The following is a 15,138-nucleotide window of genomic DNA, read 5'->3' on the forward strand; positions in this document are numbered from 1 at the left end:
CGACTCACTCCCGTCGGCGCAGCGTCAGCCCGGCGAGGGCGAGTGCCGCGATGGCGAGCACAGCACCGAAACCGGGGCCGTCGCCGGCGGTGGTCTCCGGGGCGTCGGTCGAGTCGCCGTCACCGCCGTCCATGCCGCCGTCGGCGGGGATGGGCGTCGCGGTCGACGTGTCGGTGCCTCCGTCGGTCGGTCCGTCCGTCGCCGTCTCTTCGCCGCCCGCTTCGGTCGTCGTCACGTCGGTCCCTTCGTCTGTCTCGGTATCGGTGTCGGTGGGCGTCTCCTCCCCGCCGCCGCTGTCCTCCGGCGCGGCGCCGGCGCGGACCTCGCTCAGTTCCTCGACCGAGGGCGCGTTGACGAGCGTCACCGTCGTCCCGGTGTGGTTGACGGAGAAGGCGTCGGCGTACTCGCCGTCGGGGATCCGGTAGGTGTTCGCGCGGTCGTCCACCGCTTCGGCGCCGTAGTAGTCGAGCAGCATCGAGTAGCCCTCGACGAAGTCGGCGGCGTCCTTCTCGGAGTCCCAGACGGTCTTCCAGACGTAGCCCGTCTCGTTGGTCTCGGCCGAGTCGTCGGTCACGTACGGGTAGAGCCGGTCACCGTCCCAGCCGTCGGTGTACCGGGTCGTGTAGTTGAGCGGGTCGTAGGAACTGACCTCCGGATAGTTAGTGTAGTTGATAAACGAACGGGCGCTGACGACCGGCGATGCCTGTCCGCCCGAGGCAATGGTCGGGTAGAACAGCATCGTCGCGAGCCCGGCCTCGCCGAACTGGGCGTAGTCGACGGTCCCGTTCTCCAGGTTCGGAACCGACCACTCCTCGTTCGATCGGTCGGTGAACGTCACGTCCGTCGGTTCGTCCTCACCGTACTTTTCGGGGTTGATGGTCTGTTCCGTGCTCGCTGGCGGGTTCTCGTAGACGGCGTTGACGCCCTCCCAGCCCTCGGCTTTGTAGATCTGGTCGACGAACTTCGGGCCGTCGCTGTAGGGCTGGAAGGTGAGGTAATACATTCCGTAGTGGATGTCAGGCTGACCACCCTCGTTTCCGCTTTCGGTCTGGGGCATGAGGCAGTTCCACTCGGCCTCGCATCGCTCCTGGTAGAGGGAGTCGACGAGGTTCCCGTCGCCCTCGATGATGCCGTCGCGCGCGTTGTGGAGTTCGCGCGTCGTCTGGTTGAACGAGGAGAGGTTGAACCGCTGGTCCTGCAGCGCGTGGAACAGCTCCTGCGAGAGGGTCACCTCGTTCATCTTCGGAGAGGTGGCGTTCTCGGAGACGATGACGATCCGCTCCTGGCGCGGGCTGTAGTAGCCGAGGACGGACGACCCCGTGTTGGACTGCTGGACGGAGATGGCGTCGGTGTCCTCGCCGACCATCAGCATTGCCTCCCACTTGACGTTCTGGTGGAGGCTGTTGTTGACCGAGTAGTTCCCGCCGGTCGCGTTACTCTGGCGGAACTCCTCGCGAGAGATGACCTCGACGGGGACGGTCTCGTTGAACTCAAGGTCGCGGACCTGCTCGACGCGGGCCATCGCGCGGGAGACCACGGCGTCGAGCTCGGTGTCGTTGAGCCCGTCCGACCGGGTCACCTCGATCGACTCGTTGTACCAGCAGCCGTTCTCCCAGCCGAGGGTGTCGTTTTCGGGGTCCTCGGGGGCGCTCCCGTTGGCCACCGGCGCGCAGTCGTCGCCGGCCTGGCTCGCGGCTTCGCCGTCGATACCACTCGCGTCGGAGGGTCGGTCGGTCGTCGCGTCTGGTGCCGATTGGGCGCTGGCGACGGGGACGGCGGCCAGCGTCGAGAACAGCACGAGCCCGACGACGACTACGGAGAGGGCGGAACGCATGTCTACCGGAGCTATCGGGTGGCTCCCATAAAAATCGCCGCACTGTCGGACGGCGAGGGGGCGAGCGGACCGACGGCCTTAATCGTCGGAGCCGTCTACGCTCGGGTGGCAGAGGGAGCCCGGCCTCCGTGCTCCGGCACCCGATTCGGGCAAGGTGCACGAGGAAAGTCCCCCCACCGTCCGGGCAGGTGACCGGGTGCAAACCCGGAGCGGGAGACCGCTGGCGCTGGAACAGAAACGAGACCGCTCCGCCCGACCGATGAGGTGTGCGAACCCGAAGCGACCGGCCTCGCCGGGAAGCGACGGGGAGCTAACCCACCGAGGGTAGAAAGCGGAGAACGGATGGAACGGCGAATCCTCACCGGTGCAAGTCCACGCCGCTAGGTAGCCCGGACAGGGCGCGGACGCTCAGCCGAATGCCGGGCCGAACAGAAGGGGGCTTACTCCCCTCAGCCGTCTCACACCGCCGAGCGACCGCTCCGCTCAGCGCCCGCATTCAGTAAGTTTTCAGAACCCCCCGAAACGACCGCTCGGGACAGCTCACGGGAGTGAACGATCGCGGTGGCGCGCGCTGTCGCGGCCTCCGTGCCGCGACGTACTCGTGCGAGGGATGAGCGACCGCAGGGAGCGAATCGGCTGGGGAGGTACGAGGCGCAGTGCTGTGCGGTTGCTGTCTTCCTGGCGGACTGAAAGGGCGAGGCGTGCTCGCGGCGAACGGAGTGAGCGGAGTCGTCTGAGCGGGCACTATCCGAACGGAGTGAGGATATCTCGCTCAGCGGCCGCGAGCGCGCTGAGGGCTTTCAACTCACAGTGTATCCTGCGGTCGCGCTCAGGCGACTCCCTTCCACAACTCACTCGACAGAAACCGGGCGATCGACGACTCCTAACAGCACTCCTCGCCGCGCTCGATCGCCCACTCCACAAGCGGTTGCAGTCGCTCGCCCAGTTCCTCGCCCTCGTCGCTGAGTTCGTACTCGACTCGCGGCGGGATCTCCGCGTAGCGCTCGCGCTCGACCAGCCCCGCCTCGACGAGCTCGTCCAGGCGCGTCGACAGCGTCGACGTGCTCGCGTCCGGGAGATGGCCCTCGATATCGCCGAATCGCACCGTCCCGTGGTTCGCCACGACGCAGACGATATCCATCACGTACTTGCGGCCGAGCAGCGCCATCGGCTCCGACAGCAGACAGTGACACGCCGGATCCGTGCACTCACAGTCCGTCTCCGCCATCGCTTCGGATTCGCGCATCTGATTCGATACTTTGGACTTGACAGTTTAATAACTTTGCTCTCCGAAGTATAGACGCATGTGGATTGATACAGGCGATCCGAACAGAACCGGCACGCAACTATCGCTCGCGGACGTGGAGCTACCCCCGGCCGTCGGGGACGGGTTCGCGCGGCTGTACGGGAGCGACGACCGACCGGAGACGGCTGCCGAGTGGGTCGCGGACGTGCGGGCGACCATCGAGCGGACGCGCGACCGGAGCCCGAGCGTCGACGACCTCTGTACGGTCGACGACGGCGACCACGCGTTCGTCGGCCCGGACGGGGAACAGACGTACATCTGCGTCCTCGATCCGCTGGTCTACCCGTTCCTGACCGGCGAGTCCGGGACCGTCCGATCGACGACGCCGGTGCGCGGGACCGAGGTCACCTTCGAGATGGACCCGGACGAGCCGACCGTCTCGCACGGCGACGCCCTCGTCTCCATCGGCGTCTCCGACGACGTCGACGACCACGACGAGATGTCCGTCGAGGCGGTGTACCAGGAGGTCTGTGGATACATCCAGACCTTCGAGGACGGCGAGGAGTACGAGGCGTGGGCCGACGAGGTCGAGGCGTCGACGACGGCGGTCCCGGCCGACGAGGGCGTCGCGATCGCTCGGGGGTTAGCTGACGCGCTTTTCGACGCGAACCCAGCGGCAGGGGGCGGCGGCGAGACCGGCGACTGCTGTCCCGACAGCAGCTGCTGTTGAAACAGGCGGTCGGCCAACAGGGAGAGAGAACAGGGGACGCGGCGCGGCGGTCAGTGCTCGCCGTCGCCGTTCGTGATGGTCGTGTGGGCGCCGATGAGCGCGCCGGCGAGGTCGAGGTTCTCGACGTGGGTCTCGCGGTCGATGATCGTCTCGCGGATGTCGCAGTCGCGCAGTTCCGCCTCGGGGAAGACGATGGAGTTGTCCAGGTGCGAGTCGACGACCGTCGCGTCGTCGAGGACGTGGACGTTCTCGCCGAGTTCCGTGTTCTCGACGGTCGCGTTCTCGTCGATCTGGTTCTCGCCGTCGAGGTACCACGCGACGGCGGTCAGGTAGCTATCGGGGGTCCCGATGTCGAACCACGCCTCGTCGAAGGGGAAGGCGTAGACGGAGTCGCGCTCGACGAGCCACTGGACGAACCAGCCGGGTTCGTCGGGGTTGTTGCCGTCGTCGAGGTACTCCGCGAAGCGGACCTGATCCGACGGGAACACGTAGCAGGCGATGGAGACGAGCGTGCTGTTGGGGTCCTCGGGCTTCTCCTGGAAGTCGACGACCTCGTCGCCCTCGAGGGTGACCAGCCCGTAGGACTTGGCCTTCTCGCGCGTGCCGACGTCGTAGGCGGCGAGCGTCGTCCCGCCCGTCTCCTCGTAGAAGTCGATGAAGTCGCTCACGTCGAAGCTGATGAGGTTGTCGCCGGCGATGACGAGCAGGTCCTCGTCGTCGACGCCCTCGCGGTCGACCAGCTGGGCGAGCGCGCCGATGACGCCGAACTTCTCGTCCTCGTCGGTCGTGTCCTCGATCGACAGCTGGGGTTTCTCGTAGTCGCGCTCCGCCAGGTGCGCCTCGAAGTCGGGGGCGAACCGCTCGTTCGTGCTCACGTAGACATCCTCGATCCGCTCGTCCGATTCGAGTTCGGAGAGCACGCGATCGATGACGGTCGTCTCGCCCACCGGTAGCATCATCTTCGGCCGATGGCGCGTGATCGGCCAGAGGCGGGTGGCGTACCCACCCGCGAGTACGACAGCGTCCATACGTCTCCCTCCTCGGCCGCCAGTCAAGGTCTTTTTCATTGGTATACATTCACACAGCCGTGCCGGGTGGCGAAACCGAACGGGTTCGTGCGGCGGACGGGCAGAAAGGATTTGTGAGCGCTTCCCCAACCCCCGGTATGCGCGAGGCCACCCGGACGACGCGCCAGCGAATCGCCGACCGTCTGCGGGACGAACCGATGGCCGCCGGCGCGCTCGCCCGCGAGTTCGAGGTCCGGACCGACGCCGCGCTCGACCACGTCGAACACATCTCTCAGTCCCTCGACTCCACCGACGAGACGCTCCTCGTCGCACCGCCGACCTGCGACGACTGCGGGTTCGAGGAGTTCGACGACCTCGTCAACCGCCCGGCGCGCTGCCCGGAATGCAAGTGCGAGTCCGTCACCGAACCGACGTTCGTCATCGAGTAGGGAAGTCGACCTCCCGGAGTTCGGGCGACCCGCTCAGAGAATCACGTTCGAGGACGACGAGAGGTCGTCGTCGTCGCTCTCGACCGGCCCCTCGCCGACGTATTCGTAGTCGTCGTCGGCGAGGTAGACCCCGCCGTCGGCCACGACCACGTCGATTTCGTTCAGGAAGGCGCCCTCGCAGGGCCCGTAGGTACATTCCCCGGAGTCGGCGGCGAACAGCGCGCCGTGGTTGACGCAGATCACCTCGCCGTCACGGACCGGCGCGCCCGAGCCCTTGTCGAGTTTGATGTGTGTCATGTGTTGACAGTAGTTCAGCCAGCAGACGACGTCGTCTGCCGGGTCGCCGTTCTCGGTCGCGAGTCGCAACAGGATCGCCTCCCGGACGTCGTCGTCCTGTTGCATGTCGTCCGGCATCGCGATGCCGTCGTCGGCGTCGCCGGAGTCGCCGTTCTCGGCGTTCGCCGCGGTGCTCTCGTCGGATCTGAGGGCGGCGTCCCCGCTCGCGACGGCGTTGTCCTCCGAGCGCACGCGGAAGAGAAGGGTATCGTCGGTCGAGAGGTCGCCGAGATCGGCGATCCGCGTCCCGTCCATACCTCCGGGTGGACCCGTCCCCGTTTGAACGGATCGGTTCGCGCAATTCGCGTCGCGCTCGATCTGGGCGTGGCAGTCTCCGCCCGTCTGTCTGCTGCGGCGTCGACAGGGTACCGCCACACCACACGCTTTTCCACGCACCCGGCGAACGCGGGGGCATGGCGGATCTCCTCGTCTACGGGTCCTACGGGTTCACCGGGTCCCTGATAGTCGACGAAGCGCTCGACCGCGGACTGGACGTCGTCGTCGCCGGCCGCGACCGCAACGCCGTCGAAAACCAGGCGATCAGACAGAAGTGCGACGAACGGGTGTTCTCGCTGGACGAGCCGCGGCTACTGGACCACGCGCTGGAGGAGGTCGAGGCGGTGCTCCACTGCGCGGGCCCGTTCGCGGACACCGCCGAACCGATGGTCGAGGGCTGTCTCCGCACCGGCACGCACTACCTCGACATCACGGGGGAGATCGAGGTGTTCGAGCGGTTAGCGGGGTACGACGAGGAGGCGGAGGAAGCGGACACGATGGTCCTTCCCGGCGTCGGCTTCGACGTGGTTCCCACCGACTGTCTGGGCGCCCATCTCGCCGACCGACTACCCGACGCAGACCGCCTCGCGCTGGGGTTCGAGGCCTCCGGTGGGATCTCCCCGGGCACCGCGAAGACGGCCGTCCGCGGCCTCGGCGAGGGCGGCGCCGTCCGCCGGAACGGTCGCATCGAGACGGTCCCCATCGGAGCCGACAGCCGCCGGATCGACTTCGGCCGGGGCGAGCGCACTGCGATGGCGATCCCGTGGGGCGACGTGTCGACCGCATACCACACGACCGGAATCGAAACCGTCGCCGTCTACACCGCCGTCCCCTCGTGGGTTCCGCGTCTGGCTCGTCTCGGCGGACTGTTCGGTCCGATCGCCGGTTCCGGCCCGGTGCAGTCGCTGCTCGAATCGCTGGTCGACGCCCGGGTCGACGGGCCGGACGAACAGACGCGAAAAGAGGGCCGGAGCTACGTGTGGGGCGAGGCCGAGACTGCCGACGGCGAGCGGGCGGTCTCGCGACTCGTCGCGCCCGAGACGTACCGATTGACGAAGCTCACCGCCGTGGAAATCGCCGAACGGGCCGTCGACGGGGACGCGCCCGAAGGGTTCCAGACGCCCGCGGGAGCGTACGGACCGGACCTGATCCTCGATATCGACGGCGTCGAGCGGACCGACGATCCGACCGAGACAGTCCAGCGGTCGGCCTGATCGGCAGCGCTACTCGTCGCGCGCCTCGTCTTCACCGGTCTCGTCGCCGTAGTGCTCGCGTTCGACGCGCTCGTCGTAGAGCCGCGCGAGGAGCTTCGTCATCGGACCGGCGCCCAGATCGATGCCGTCGACGCTCTCGATCGGGCGGATCTCCCACGTCGAGTTGGTGAGGAACGCCTCGTCGGCGCCCCGAAGGTCGTCGACCGTGTACCGACTCGTCCGGACGGAGAACCCTTCCTCCTCTGCGAGGTCGATCACGACCGAGCGGGTGACGCCGGGCAGGATCGGCAGGTCGGCGCTCGGCGTCTTCAGGGCGCCCTCGTCGACGAAGAAGAGGTTGCTCGTCGCGCCCTCGGCGAGAAAGCCGTCGGTGGTCCGCATCACGGCCTCGTCGGCGGCGAACTCGTCGGTGGCCGCCCGCCTGAGTTCGATGCGGGCGAGGATTCCGGGCAGGTAGTTGTGCGTCTTGGCGTCGGCCGGGAACGACTCGTCCGGCGGTCGGCGGGTCCGGACGGTCTGGACCGTCGCCGGGCCGTCCCAGACGGGGGCCCCGTCGGCGCCGCCGCGGCCGAGCGGCGAGACGTAGACGACGACCGTCGGATCCACTTTGGGATCTGGCGTCAATTTCCCGGGCTGGACGCCCCGTGTGACCGAGACCTTCAGGTACGCGTCCGTCAGGCCGTTCGCGGCGAGCGTCTCGTCGACCCGCTCGCGCAGGTCGTCGGGGACGGCGTCGGCGAACCCGAGGGTCTCGGCCGTCCGCTGGAGGCGGTCGCGGTGTGCGTCCCACTCGAAGGGCGTCCCGCCGTAGACCCGCAGGGTCTCGAAGGCGCCGTCGCCGTACATGAACCCGCGGTCCCGGACCGAGACGGTCGCCTCGCTCGCAGGGACGAGGTCGCCGGTGACGTGGAAGAGTAGTTCCTCGCCGTCGCGGTCGCCGCTCACAGCGACCCCTCCAGCGCCGCGCGGCAGAAGCTCTCGATCATCTGTTTGCCGTGTTCGGTGAGGATGCTCTCGGGGTGGAACTGGACGCCGACGTGGGGCCGGTCGTCGTGGCGGACGCCCATCACGACCCCCGCTTCGTCCTCCGTGCGAGCGGTCTCGGTCAGGCAGTCGGGCAGGTCCGCCCGCTCGACGGCCAGCGAGTGGTAGCGGCCGACCTCGAAGCGGTCGGGGAGGCCGGCGAACACGCCGCTGCCGTCGTGGCTGACCGTCGAGGGTTTGCCGTGGACGACGGCCTCGGCGTGGCCCACCGGCGCGCCGTTGGCCGCGCAGAGCGCCTGGTGGCCCAGGCACACACCGAGCGTCGGGTAGCCGAGGTCGCGGAAGATCGGCATCGAGACGCCGGCCTCCTCGGGCGTGCCCGGCCCCGGCGAGACGACGATCGCGTCGGGGTCCAGCTCGCGGATCCCGGCCACGTCGACGGCGTCGTTGCGCCGGACGACGACCTCGCCGTCGGTGACTTCGGGGAGCCAGTCGGAGGTCGTGAGGACTTCACCGACGTACTGCACGAGGTTGTACGCGAACGAGTCGTAGTTGTCGACGACGAGAACGGTCATCTCGTCGACCGCGTCGACAGCCGTCGCGTCGGCGGCCACTTCGGTCTCGTCCCGGAACGACTCGCCGGAGGCTCCGGCCGCGGCGTCGGGCGCGGACGGGTCAGTCATGGTCCTCCACCGTGAACGCGGCGCGGTCGCCGAGCGCCTCGTCGACGGCGGTGACGAGCGCGCGGCCCTTGTCGAGCGTCTCCTCGTACTCGCGGTCGGGGACCGAATCGTGGACGATGCCGGCCCCGACGCGGAGGTGGTACTCCTCGTCGTAGCGGGCGAGCGTCCGGATCACGATGTTGAGCGTCGCCCGGCCGTCGAACCCGAAGATGCCGATGCTCCCGGTGTAGGGCCCCCTGCGAGTGGATTCGACCTCGTCGATAATCTCCATGGTCCGGGGCTTCGGCGCGCCGGTGATGGTACCGCCGGGGAACACGGCCGCGACGGCGTCGCCCAGGCCGTGTTCGGGGCGCAGGCGCCCCTCGACGAGCGAGACGAGGTGCATCACCTCGGAGTAGCGGTCGACACGGCGGTACTCACTGACCTCGACGGTCCCGTACTCGCTGACCTTCCCGAGGTCGTTGCGTTCGAGGTCGACCAGCATCGCGTGCTCGGCCCGTTCCTTCTCGTCGGCCGTGAGGTCCTCCGCGAGGAACTCGTCCTCCTCTGGCGTGTCACCGCGGGGGCGCGTCCCGGCAATGGGCTCGGTCAGGAGTCGCTCGCCGTCGCGCTCCAGGAGCAACTCTGGACTTGCGCTCACCAGGTCGACGCCGGGGAACTCCAGGAGCGCGGAATACGGCGCGGGATTCACGCTCCGGAGGGCGTCGAAGGCCGCGACGGGGTGGACGGCTGCGGGCGCGGTCAGGCGCTGGGAGACGTTCGCCTGGAACGTGTCGCCGTCGCGGATGTACCGCTTGACGCGGCGGACGCGGTCGGCGAACGCCTCCCGGCCGCAGTCGCTCTCGAAACGTGCCTCGTCGGTCGCAACTGGCGGATCGCCGACCGCGGGGTCGCCCTCGACGGCCGACCGGGCGAGCGCGAGCGCCCGGTCGCGGCCGTACTCGTAGGCCTGTCCGACTTCGAGCGCGTGCGGCGCGTCGCCGCCGACGGGCGGACAGGCCGTGATCCGGAGCGTCGTCTCGCCGTCCCTCGGTTCTTCCCACGCGGCGAGGCAGTCGTACACGCCGATCTGGAGCCGCGGCAGCTCCCGGTCGGGATCGGCGCTCTCGGGTAAGTCTTCGAGTTCGCGAGCGACGTCGTAGGAGAGCCAGCCGACGGCGCCGCAGGGGTAGGGCACGTCGCAGTCGCCGCGGGCGAGCGACTCCCGGTCGAGTCGATCGACGAGCGCGGCGATGCTCGGGGACTCGCCGCTGGGGGCGTCCGGGAGGTCGTCGGGCTCGACCGTGAGACGGTCGACGGGGTCGACGCCGAAGTAGCCCCAGCCGGACTGCCCGCCGGTGGTTTCGAGGTGGAAGCCGCCGGCGCCGTCGCGGGCGCGGCGGTAGGCGTCGAACGGGTCGGCCACGGGGACGCGGACTTCGACGGGGACGCGGGCGCCCGCCGGACCCGCGGCTGCGGCGCGCTCGAAGGCCTCCCCGTCGGTCACGGTCCGTGGCTCGGTCATCGGGTGGACAGAACAGGGGGGAGAGTAACCGTTTTGCGGTCGCCGCAAGCGACAGACCGCTCGACCGCGTCAGTAGAGCTTCGCCTGCTCGACCCAGTTCTCGACGCGCGACTCGGCGATGTCGGTCGCCTCCGCGATCTCGGCGGGGTCCGCGGCAGCGAGCCCCCCGACCCCGTCCACGCCCGCCGTGCGCAGCCGCTCCGCGTACGTCGGACCGATCCCCTTGATGTCCTCGAGTTCGGCGTCCGGCGCCGGCTCCTCGGGGGCGGGCTCCGCTCCGTCGTCGTCGGTCGCCTCTGTGTCGTCGGTCGACTCTCCCGACTCGGCTTCCCCGGTGGACTCGGCCTCCTCGACGAGTTCGTCGGTCTCTTCGTCGGCCGCTTCGGTCGCGTCCCCCTCGGCCGACGCGTCGGCGCCGGTCTCCGCGTCAGCTTCCGTCTCGGCAACTGTCGACTCGGTATCGGTCGTCGATTCGGCCTCGGCGGTCGAGTCCGCGTCGCCGGCGGTGTCGGTCCCCTTGACGGCGTCTTCGCTGGCGGTCGCGGGTTCGTGTTCCACGGTCACGTCGACGCCGTCGCCCGGAGACGGCCCATCTGTGGAGGACGGTGCAGACTGAGAACTCGACGCAGAGGTGCCCAGCCCGAGTGCAGATTTGATACGCTCGATAAGCCCCATAGCTGGCAATAGCGGACCCCATCACTTAACCTCTTTCTGCGTTCCCGAGGAGGACGGGACCCGCCGGCGACTCCCTCACCGAGAGTGACCGGCTCGATCAGAGCCGCGAGCGGAGCGCCTCGTTCATCTCGTCGACCGGCGCTTCCCGGCCGGTCCAGCGCTCGAAGGCCTCGACGCCCTGATAGAGGAGCATCCAGGCGCCGTCGACCGTGGTCGCGCCCGCCTCGTCGGCGTCGCGGAGGAGCCGCGTCTCCAGCGGCCGGTACACCGCGTCGAGGACACCGAGGTCACCGTGGAGCGCGTCCGCGGGGACGGGCGTCGCGTCTTCCTCCATGCCGACGCTCGTCGCGTTGACCAGCACGTCGGCGTCCGCGAGCAGGTCCCCGAGCCCGTCGAGGCCGTGGCCGGTCGCGTCGGGCACGTCCGCCGCCAGGTCGTGGGCTTTCGACTCGGTTCGGTTGGCGATCCGGACCTCCATTCCCTCGTCAGCGAGGCCGAAGGCGACCGCGCGCCCGGCGCCGCCCGCACCGACGACGACGGCCGTGCCGGAGAGCGACACGTCGTGGGCGCGGAGCGCGCGCGTGGCGCCGACCGCGTCGGTGTTGTGGCCGGTCGGCGTCTCGCCGGAGAAGTCGACGGTGTTGACCGCGCCGATGCGGCGCGCGAGCCGGTCGGGTTCGACCGCGTCGAGCGCGTCCTGTTTGAACGGGATGGTGACGTTGAGGCCCGCGACGCCGAGGTCGGCGGCGCCCTCGATGGCGGCCGCGGCGCCGTCCTGGGGTGGTTCGAACGTGACGTACCGGGCGTCGACACCGAGCGCCTCGTAGCCCGCCTCGTGCATCGGCGGCGACAGCGAGTGGCCCACCGGGTTGCCGATGAGTCCATAGACGTCCATACCGGTCCCTGTGGAGCAGCCGACATAATCGATGCGTTCCGGCTGCGACGTCGTCTCTCGGTCTCGGTTGCCGGCTCCCCGGCTCGTCCAATCCTCGATCTTTCGCAACTATTTCATAGGGACACGGCGTGACACTCGGTAGTGAGCCGTCTCAGCCACCCACTGGTTCAGGTCGCCGGCGCACTGGCGCTCACCGCGGGCTGGGTCGCCGTCTTCTTCGGCGGCGCCGCCCTCCCGGTGATACCGACCCACGAGGAACTGGGCGTCGTCCTGACCGTCGCGGTCAGCGGCGTCGCCGTCCTCGGCGCCTCGTTCCTGCTCGCGTGGGGCGCTGAGACGGCAGAGAAAGACGTGCCGCGGGCGTTCGCCATCGCCGTCCTCGCGGTGCTGGCGGTCGCCCCGGAGTACGCGGTCGACGCGCTGTACGCCTGGAACGCCGGCGCGGGCGGCGCGACGACCGCCGCGTGTGCCGAGCTCTCGACGGAGGCCGTCGAGACCGGCCGGACGGGGCTCGCCCGCGCCTGTCACGACGCCAACCTCGCGGTCGCGAACATGACCGGCGCCAACCGAATCCTCATCGGCATCGGCTGGGCCGGCATCGCCGTGTTCACCGTCTGGCGCGCCGCGAAGACCCGCGACTCGGCCGTCCGTACCCGCGAGGGGTGGCTCTCCGACGCCGTCACCCTCGACCGCGGCATCGCCACCGAGGTCGCCTTCCTCTTCGCCGCCACGGTCTGGGCCTTCTTCGTCCCGCTCGGGGGCGGCATCGACGCGCTGGACACGTTCCTGCTGGTCGGCCTCTACGTCACCTACATCGGGATCATCATCCGCGGCGACGTGGACGCCGAGGAGGAACACGTCGGCGTCCCGAACTACTTCCAGCAGTGGTCGCTGCCCTGGCGCCCGCTGATCGTGCTCACCTTGTTCGCCTACTCCGGCGCGATGATCTTCACCGCCGTCGAGCCGTTCGCCCACGGCCTGGAGACCATCGGGGTCGAGAACGGCATCCCCGAGTTCTTCATGATCCAGTGGATCGCACCGCTGGCCAGCGAGTCGCCCGAGCTGATCGTCGTCGTCGTGCTGGTCAACAAGGCCCGGTCGACCGCGGGGTTCAACGCGCTCATCTCCTCGAAGCTCAACCAGTGGACGCTGCTCATCGGGACGCTCTCGGTCGTGTTTTCGCTGGCCTACGGGCAGTACGGCGTGCTCCCGTTCGACCAGAAGCAGGCCGCCGAGATCTGGATCACGGCCGCCCAGTCGTACTTCGCGCTCGCGATCCTCGTCAACTTCGAGATCAGCGTCCGCGAGGCGCTGACCATCTTCGTCCTGTTCATCTCGCAGGTGCTGCTGGAGTTCGTCATCATCCGCGACATCGTGGCGTTCCCGCTGTCGAGCTACGAACTGCTGCTCGTCTACGCGGCGGCGTACGTCCTCATCGGGACGGCGCTGTTCGCCATTCGCCGCGAGGCGCTGAAAGAGATGCTCGGTCTGGCGGCCGACGCCGGCCGGACCGCGCTCGGCCGCGAGCCGGCTCACCCGGAGTACGCCGACTGAGATGCTCGCCGTCGTCGTCTCTCGCGCCGATTCGGCGTCCGTCCACGTCGGCGAGCGCCTGCGCGACGTCGCCGACTGGACCGAACACACAGACGGAAGCCGGCCCGACGCCCACGGCGGCGGGACCGTTTATCGAACCGACGCGGTCGAACTCCGCGAGTTCGACGACCTGCACCTGAACCTGGAGGACGCGGGCGACGCCTTCGGACGGGTCGACGATGAGGGTGCGGTCCGCGACCCCGACCTGCTCGTCTTCGCCTCCCGTCACGCCGGCGAGACGGACGAGCTCCTGACCGCCCATCCGACCGGCAACTTCGGTCCCGCCGAGTACGGGGGGGAGACCGGCCACTTCTCGCGGGCGTGTCCGAAGGCCCACAGCCGCGTGGTCGAAGCGCTCGAAGCGCACGCGCCGCCGGGCTACGAGGTCGGCGTCGAATGCACACATCACGGCCCGACCGCGGTCGGCGTCCCCTCGATGTTCGTCGAGGTGGGAAGCGACGAACCGCAGTGGGAAGACTCCGACGCGGCGGAGGCCGTCGCGCGCGCCATCCTCGAACTCCGCGACGTCGCTCCAGACGCGCCCCCGGAGAACGGCCGGCGGCGCCACCTCGTCGGCTTCGGCGGCGGCCACTACGCGCCGCGGTTCGAACGGATCGTCCGCGAGACCGACTGGGGGGTCGGCCACGTCGCCGCCGACTGGTGTCTCGACGCGATGGGCGACCCCGACGCCAACCGCGACGTGATCCGGCGCGCGTTCGAGGCGAGCGCCGCCGACTACGGCGTCGTCGAGGGCGACCGGCCGGACCTGAAGCGAGTCGTCGCCGACCTGGGCTATCGCGTCGTGAGCGAGACGTGGGTCCGGGAGACCGCGGGCGTCCCGCTCGCGCTGGTCGACGCCGTCGAGGACCGACTGACCGGCGTCGACGAGGGCGTTCGATTCGGTGACCGGGCGACCGAGTACGATCGGGGCGTCGACCCCGGAGAACTGGGTCCGGACCTGTCCGTGGCCGACCTCCCGGAGGAACTCGTCGACGCCGCCCAGGGCGTCGACCACGAGGCGACGCTCGCCGCGGTCGAGGCGGCGACGGTGGCCTACGAGACGACCGAGGGCGGAACTCGCCTCGGCAGTCGGGCCGTCGTCGACGCAGACCACGACGCCGACGCGCTCGTCGACGAACTGGCGGCCGTTCTCGAAGCGAGATACGAGACGGTCGAGCGCGAGGGCGACGACCTCGTCGCTCGCGAGACGGCGTTCGACCCCGACCGGGCCCGTACGCTCGGCATACCGGACGGCCCGAAGTTCGGGAAACTCTCCCAGGGCGAAGCCGTCACCGTGGACGGCGACCGGATCGACCCCTCGGTCGTCCACGTCGACCGCGAACACCGCTTCTCCGTCGCCGACCTCGTCTCGGAGTGACGCACGCGCGGCCCGATTCGCTTCACCCACTGCGTCGCGCCTGCGTCGTTCCAACCGTGCCCGTTTCGCCCTCTCGGAGCGACTGCGCTCGCCGCTCGGACCGCGCGCCGTCAGTATCTGGGACCCATTCGGTACGTACGTGATCTGCACCTGAAACGCACCCGGTCGCGGACCCGCGTTTCCGACGTTTCGGGTGGAGATCGGGCGAGGCCGGCGTTTCCGCCGGTAACGCTGGCTTACGGGCGTGAGCCCGTCGGTACGCCTGTGCTACCAAGCGTCAGTCAGGCGTCTGACGCACGGGAGAAGCTTAATAAATGTTGGCCATCAACGGAAA

The 15,138-nt window shown here is 69.2% G+C and carries 14 protein-coding genes and 1 other RNA gene; 6 read left to right on the forward strand and 9 right to left on the reverse strand.

Translation table 11 applies throughout. From position 1 onward, the window contains the following. Positions 1-4 precede the first annotated feature (4 nt). Positions 5-1,834, reverse strand: coding sequence for an Hvo_1808 family surface protein (locus ACMGFH_RS11970; RefSeq protein WP_415378674.1), 1,830 nt, complete (start codon positions 1,832-1,834; stop codon positions 5-7). Between the two features lie 107 nt (positions 1,835-1,941). On the opposite strand from ACMGFH_RS11970, the gene rnpB reads away from it, so the two are divergent. Beyond that, positions 1,942-2,289, forward strand: an RNA gene (rnpB, locus tag ACMGFH_RS11975) — RNase P RNA component. A 428-nt stretch (positions 2,290-2,717) separates the two neighbouring features. Here rnpB and ACMGFH_RS11980 read toward each other — a convergent pair. Continuing rightward, positions 2,718-3,080, reverse strand: a complete 363-nt coding sequence (locus ACMGFH_RS11980) for a winged helix-turn-helix transcriptional regulator (protein ID WP_415378675.1) — start codon at positions 3,078-3,080, stop codon at positions 2,718-2,720. Between the two features lie 58 nt (positions 3,081-3,138). On the opposite strand from ACMGFH_RS11980, the gene merB reads away from it, so the two are divergent. Further along, entirely contained in the window at positions 3,139-3,810 is a 672-nt protein-coding gene (gene merB, locus ACMGFH_RS11985) for an organomercurial lyase (protein ID WP_415378676.1), read from the forward strand. Between the two features lie 50 nt (positions 3,811-3,860). Here the strand turns inward: merB and ACMGFH_RS11990 are convergent, their stop codons facing one another. After that, positions 3,861-4,838, reverse strand: a complete 978-nt coding sequence (locus ACMGFH_RS11990; protein WP_415378677.1) for a sugar phosphate nucleotidyltransferase — start codon at positions 4,836-4,838, stop codon at positions 3,861-3,863. A 137-nt stretch (positions 4,839-4,975) separates the two neighbouring features. Between ACMGFH_RS11990 and ACMGFH_RS11995 the strand changes: the two genes are divergently transcribed. After that, on the forward strand, positions 4,976-5,266 hold the full coding sequence (locus ACMGFH_RS11995; protein ID WP_415378678.1) for a transcriptional regulator: 291 nt from the start codon (positions 4,976-4,978) through the stop codon (positions 5,264-5,266). Between the two features lie 33 nt (positions 5,267-5,299). On the opposite strand, the gene ACMGFH_RS12000 is transcribed toward ACMGFH_RS11995, so the two are convergent. Next, the gene (locus ACMGFH_RS12000; RefSeq protein ID WP_415378679.1) at positions 5,300-5,857 is read right to left on the reverse strand and encodes a Rieske (2Fe-2S) protein; all 558 of its coding nucleotides are present in this window, start codon (positions 5,855-5,857) and stop codon (positions 5,300-5,302) included. Positions 5,858-6,015: 158 nt separating this feature from the next. Between ACMGFH_RS12000 and ACMGFH_RS12005 the strand changes: the two genes are divergently transcribed. After that, entirely contained in the window at positions 6,016-7,092 is a 1,077-nt protein-coding gene (locus tag ACMGFH_RS12005) for a saccharopine dehydrogenase family protein (RefSeq protein ID WP_415378680.1), read from the forward strand. 9 nt (positions 7,093-7,101) lie between these two features. On the opposite strand, the gene ACMGFH_RS12010 is transcribed toward ACMGFH_RS12005, so the two are convergent. From ACMGFH_RS12010 to ACMGFH_RS12030, 5 genes are all read right to left on the reverse strand, one after another. Further along, a complete protein-coding gene (locus ACMGFH_RS12010) occupies positions 7,102-8,037 on the reverse strand; it encodes an aminotransferase class IV (RefSeq protein WP_415378681.1) in 936 nt (311 codons plus the stop codon). Next, complete coding sequence (locus tag ACMGFH_RS12015; protein WP_415378682.1) at positions 8,034-8,759, reverse strand: anthranilate synthase component II; 726 nt, start codon at positions 8,757-8,759, stop codon at positions 8,034-8,036. The genes ACMGFH_RS12010 and ACMGFH_RS12015 overlap by 4 nt, the downstream gene beginning before the upstream one ends. Then, positions 8,752-10,263, reverse strand: a complete 1,512-nt coding sequence (gene pabB, locus ACMGFH_RS12020) for an aminodeoxychorismate synthase, component I (RefSeq protein ID WP_415378683.1) — start codon at positions 10,261-10,263, stop codon at positions 8,752-8,754. The genes ACMGFH_RS12015 and pabB overlap by 8 nt, the downstream gene beginning before the upstream one ends. Before the next feature lie 69 nt (positions 10,264-10,332). Continuing rightward, entirely contained in the window at positions 10,333-10,827 is a 495-nt protein-coding gene (locus ACMGFH_RS12025; protein ID WP_415378684.1) for a helix-hairpin-helix domain-containing protein, read from the reverse strand. Positions 10,828-11,035: 208 nt separating this feature from the next. Continuing rightward, positions 11,036-11,833: a shikimate dehydrogenase gene (locus tag ACMGFH_RS12030; RefSeq protein ID WP_415378685.1), complete on the reverse strand. Its 798-nt coding sequence runs from the start codon at positions 11,831-11,833 to the stop codon at positions 11,036-11,038. 141 nt (positions 11,834-11,974) lie between these two features. Here ACMGFH_RS12030 and ACMGFH_RS12035 point away from each other — a divergent pair, with 141 nt between their 5' ends. Both ACMGFH_RS12035 and ACMGFH_RS12040 read left to right on the forward strand, forming a co-directional pair. After that, on the forward strand, positions 11,975-13,387 hold the full coding sequence (locus ACMGFH_RS12035) for a sodium:calcium antiporter (RefSeq protein ID WP_415378686.1): 1,413 nt from the start codon (positions 11,975-11,977) through the stop codon (positions 13,385-13,387). A gap of 1 nt (position 13,388) precedes the next feature. After that, positions 13,389-14,804: a D-aminoacyl-tRNA deacylase gene (locus ACMGFH_RS12040; protein WP_415378687.1), complete on the forward strand. Its 1,416-nt coding sequence runs from the start codon at positions 13,389-13,391 to the stop codon at positions 14,802-14,804. Positions 14,805-15,138: the final 334 nt, after the last annotated feature.

Source organism: Halosimplex rarum, assembly GCF_047715405.1.
GTDB lineage: Archaea > Halobacteriota > Halobacteria > Halobacteriales > Haloarculaceae > Halosimplex > Halosimplex rarum.

Bases quoted from the DNA above. Each gene is read 5' to 3' on its own strand.
- ACMGFH_RS12005 (WP_415378680.1), top strand. From the start codon at position 6,016: ATGGCGGATCTCCTCGTCTACGGGTCCTACGGGTTCACCGGGTCCCTG.
- ACMGFH_RS11980 (WP_415378675.1), bottom strand. From the start codon at position 3,080: ATGCGCGAATCCGAAGCGATGGCGGAGACGGACTGTGAGTGCACGGAT.
- ACMGFH_RS11995 (WP_415378678.1), top strand. From the start codon at position 4,976: ATGCGCGAGGCCACCCGGACGACGCGCCAGCGAATCGCCGACCGTCTG.
- ACMGFH_RS11970 (WP_415378674.1), bottom strand. From the start codon at position 1,834: ATGCGTTCCGCCCTCTCCGTAGTCGTCGTCGGGCTCGTGCTGTTCTCG.
- merB (WP_415378676.1), top strand. From the start codon at position 3,139: ATGTGGATTGATACAGGCGATCCGAACAGAACCGGCACGCAACTATCG.
- ACMGFH_RS12030 (WP_415378685.1), bottom strand. From the start codon at position 11,833: ATGGACGTCTATGGACTCATCGGCAACCCGGTGGGCCACTCGCTGTCG.
- ACMGFH_RS12000 (WP_415378679.1), bottom strand. From the start codon at position 5,857: ATGGACGGGACGCGGATCGCCGATCTCGGCGACCTCTCGACCGACGAT.
- pabB (WP_415378683.1), bottom strand. From the start codon at position 10,263: ATGACCGAGCCACGGACCGTGACCGACGGGGAGGCCTTCGAGCGCGCC.
- ACMGFH_RS12015 (WP_415378682.1), bottom strand. From the start codon at position 8,759: ATGACTGACCCGTCCGCGCCCGACGCCGCGGCCGGAGCCTCCGGCGAG.
- ACMGFH_RS12040 (WP_415378687.1), top strand. From the start codon at position 13,389: ATGCTCGCCGTCGTCGTCTCTCGCGCCGATTCGGCGTCCGTCCACGTC.
- ACMGFH_RS11990 (WP_415378677.1), bottom strand. From the start codon at position 4,838: ATGGACGCTGTCGTACTCGCGGGTGGGTACGCCACCCGCCTCTGGCCG.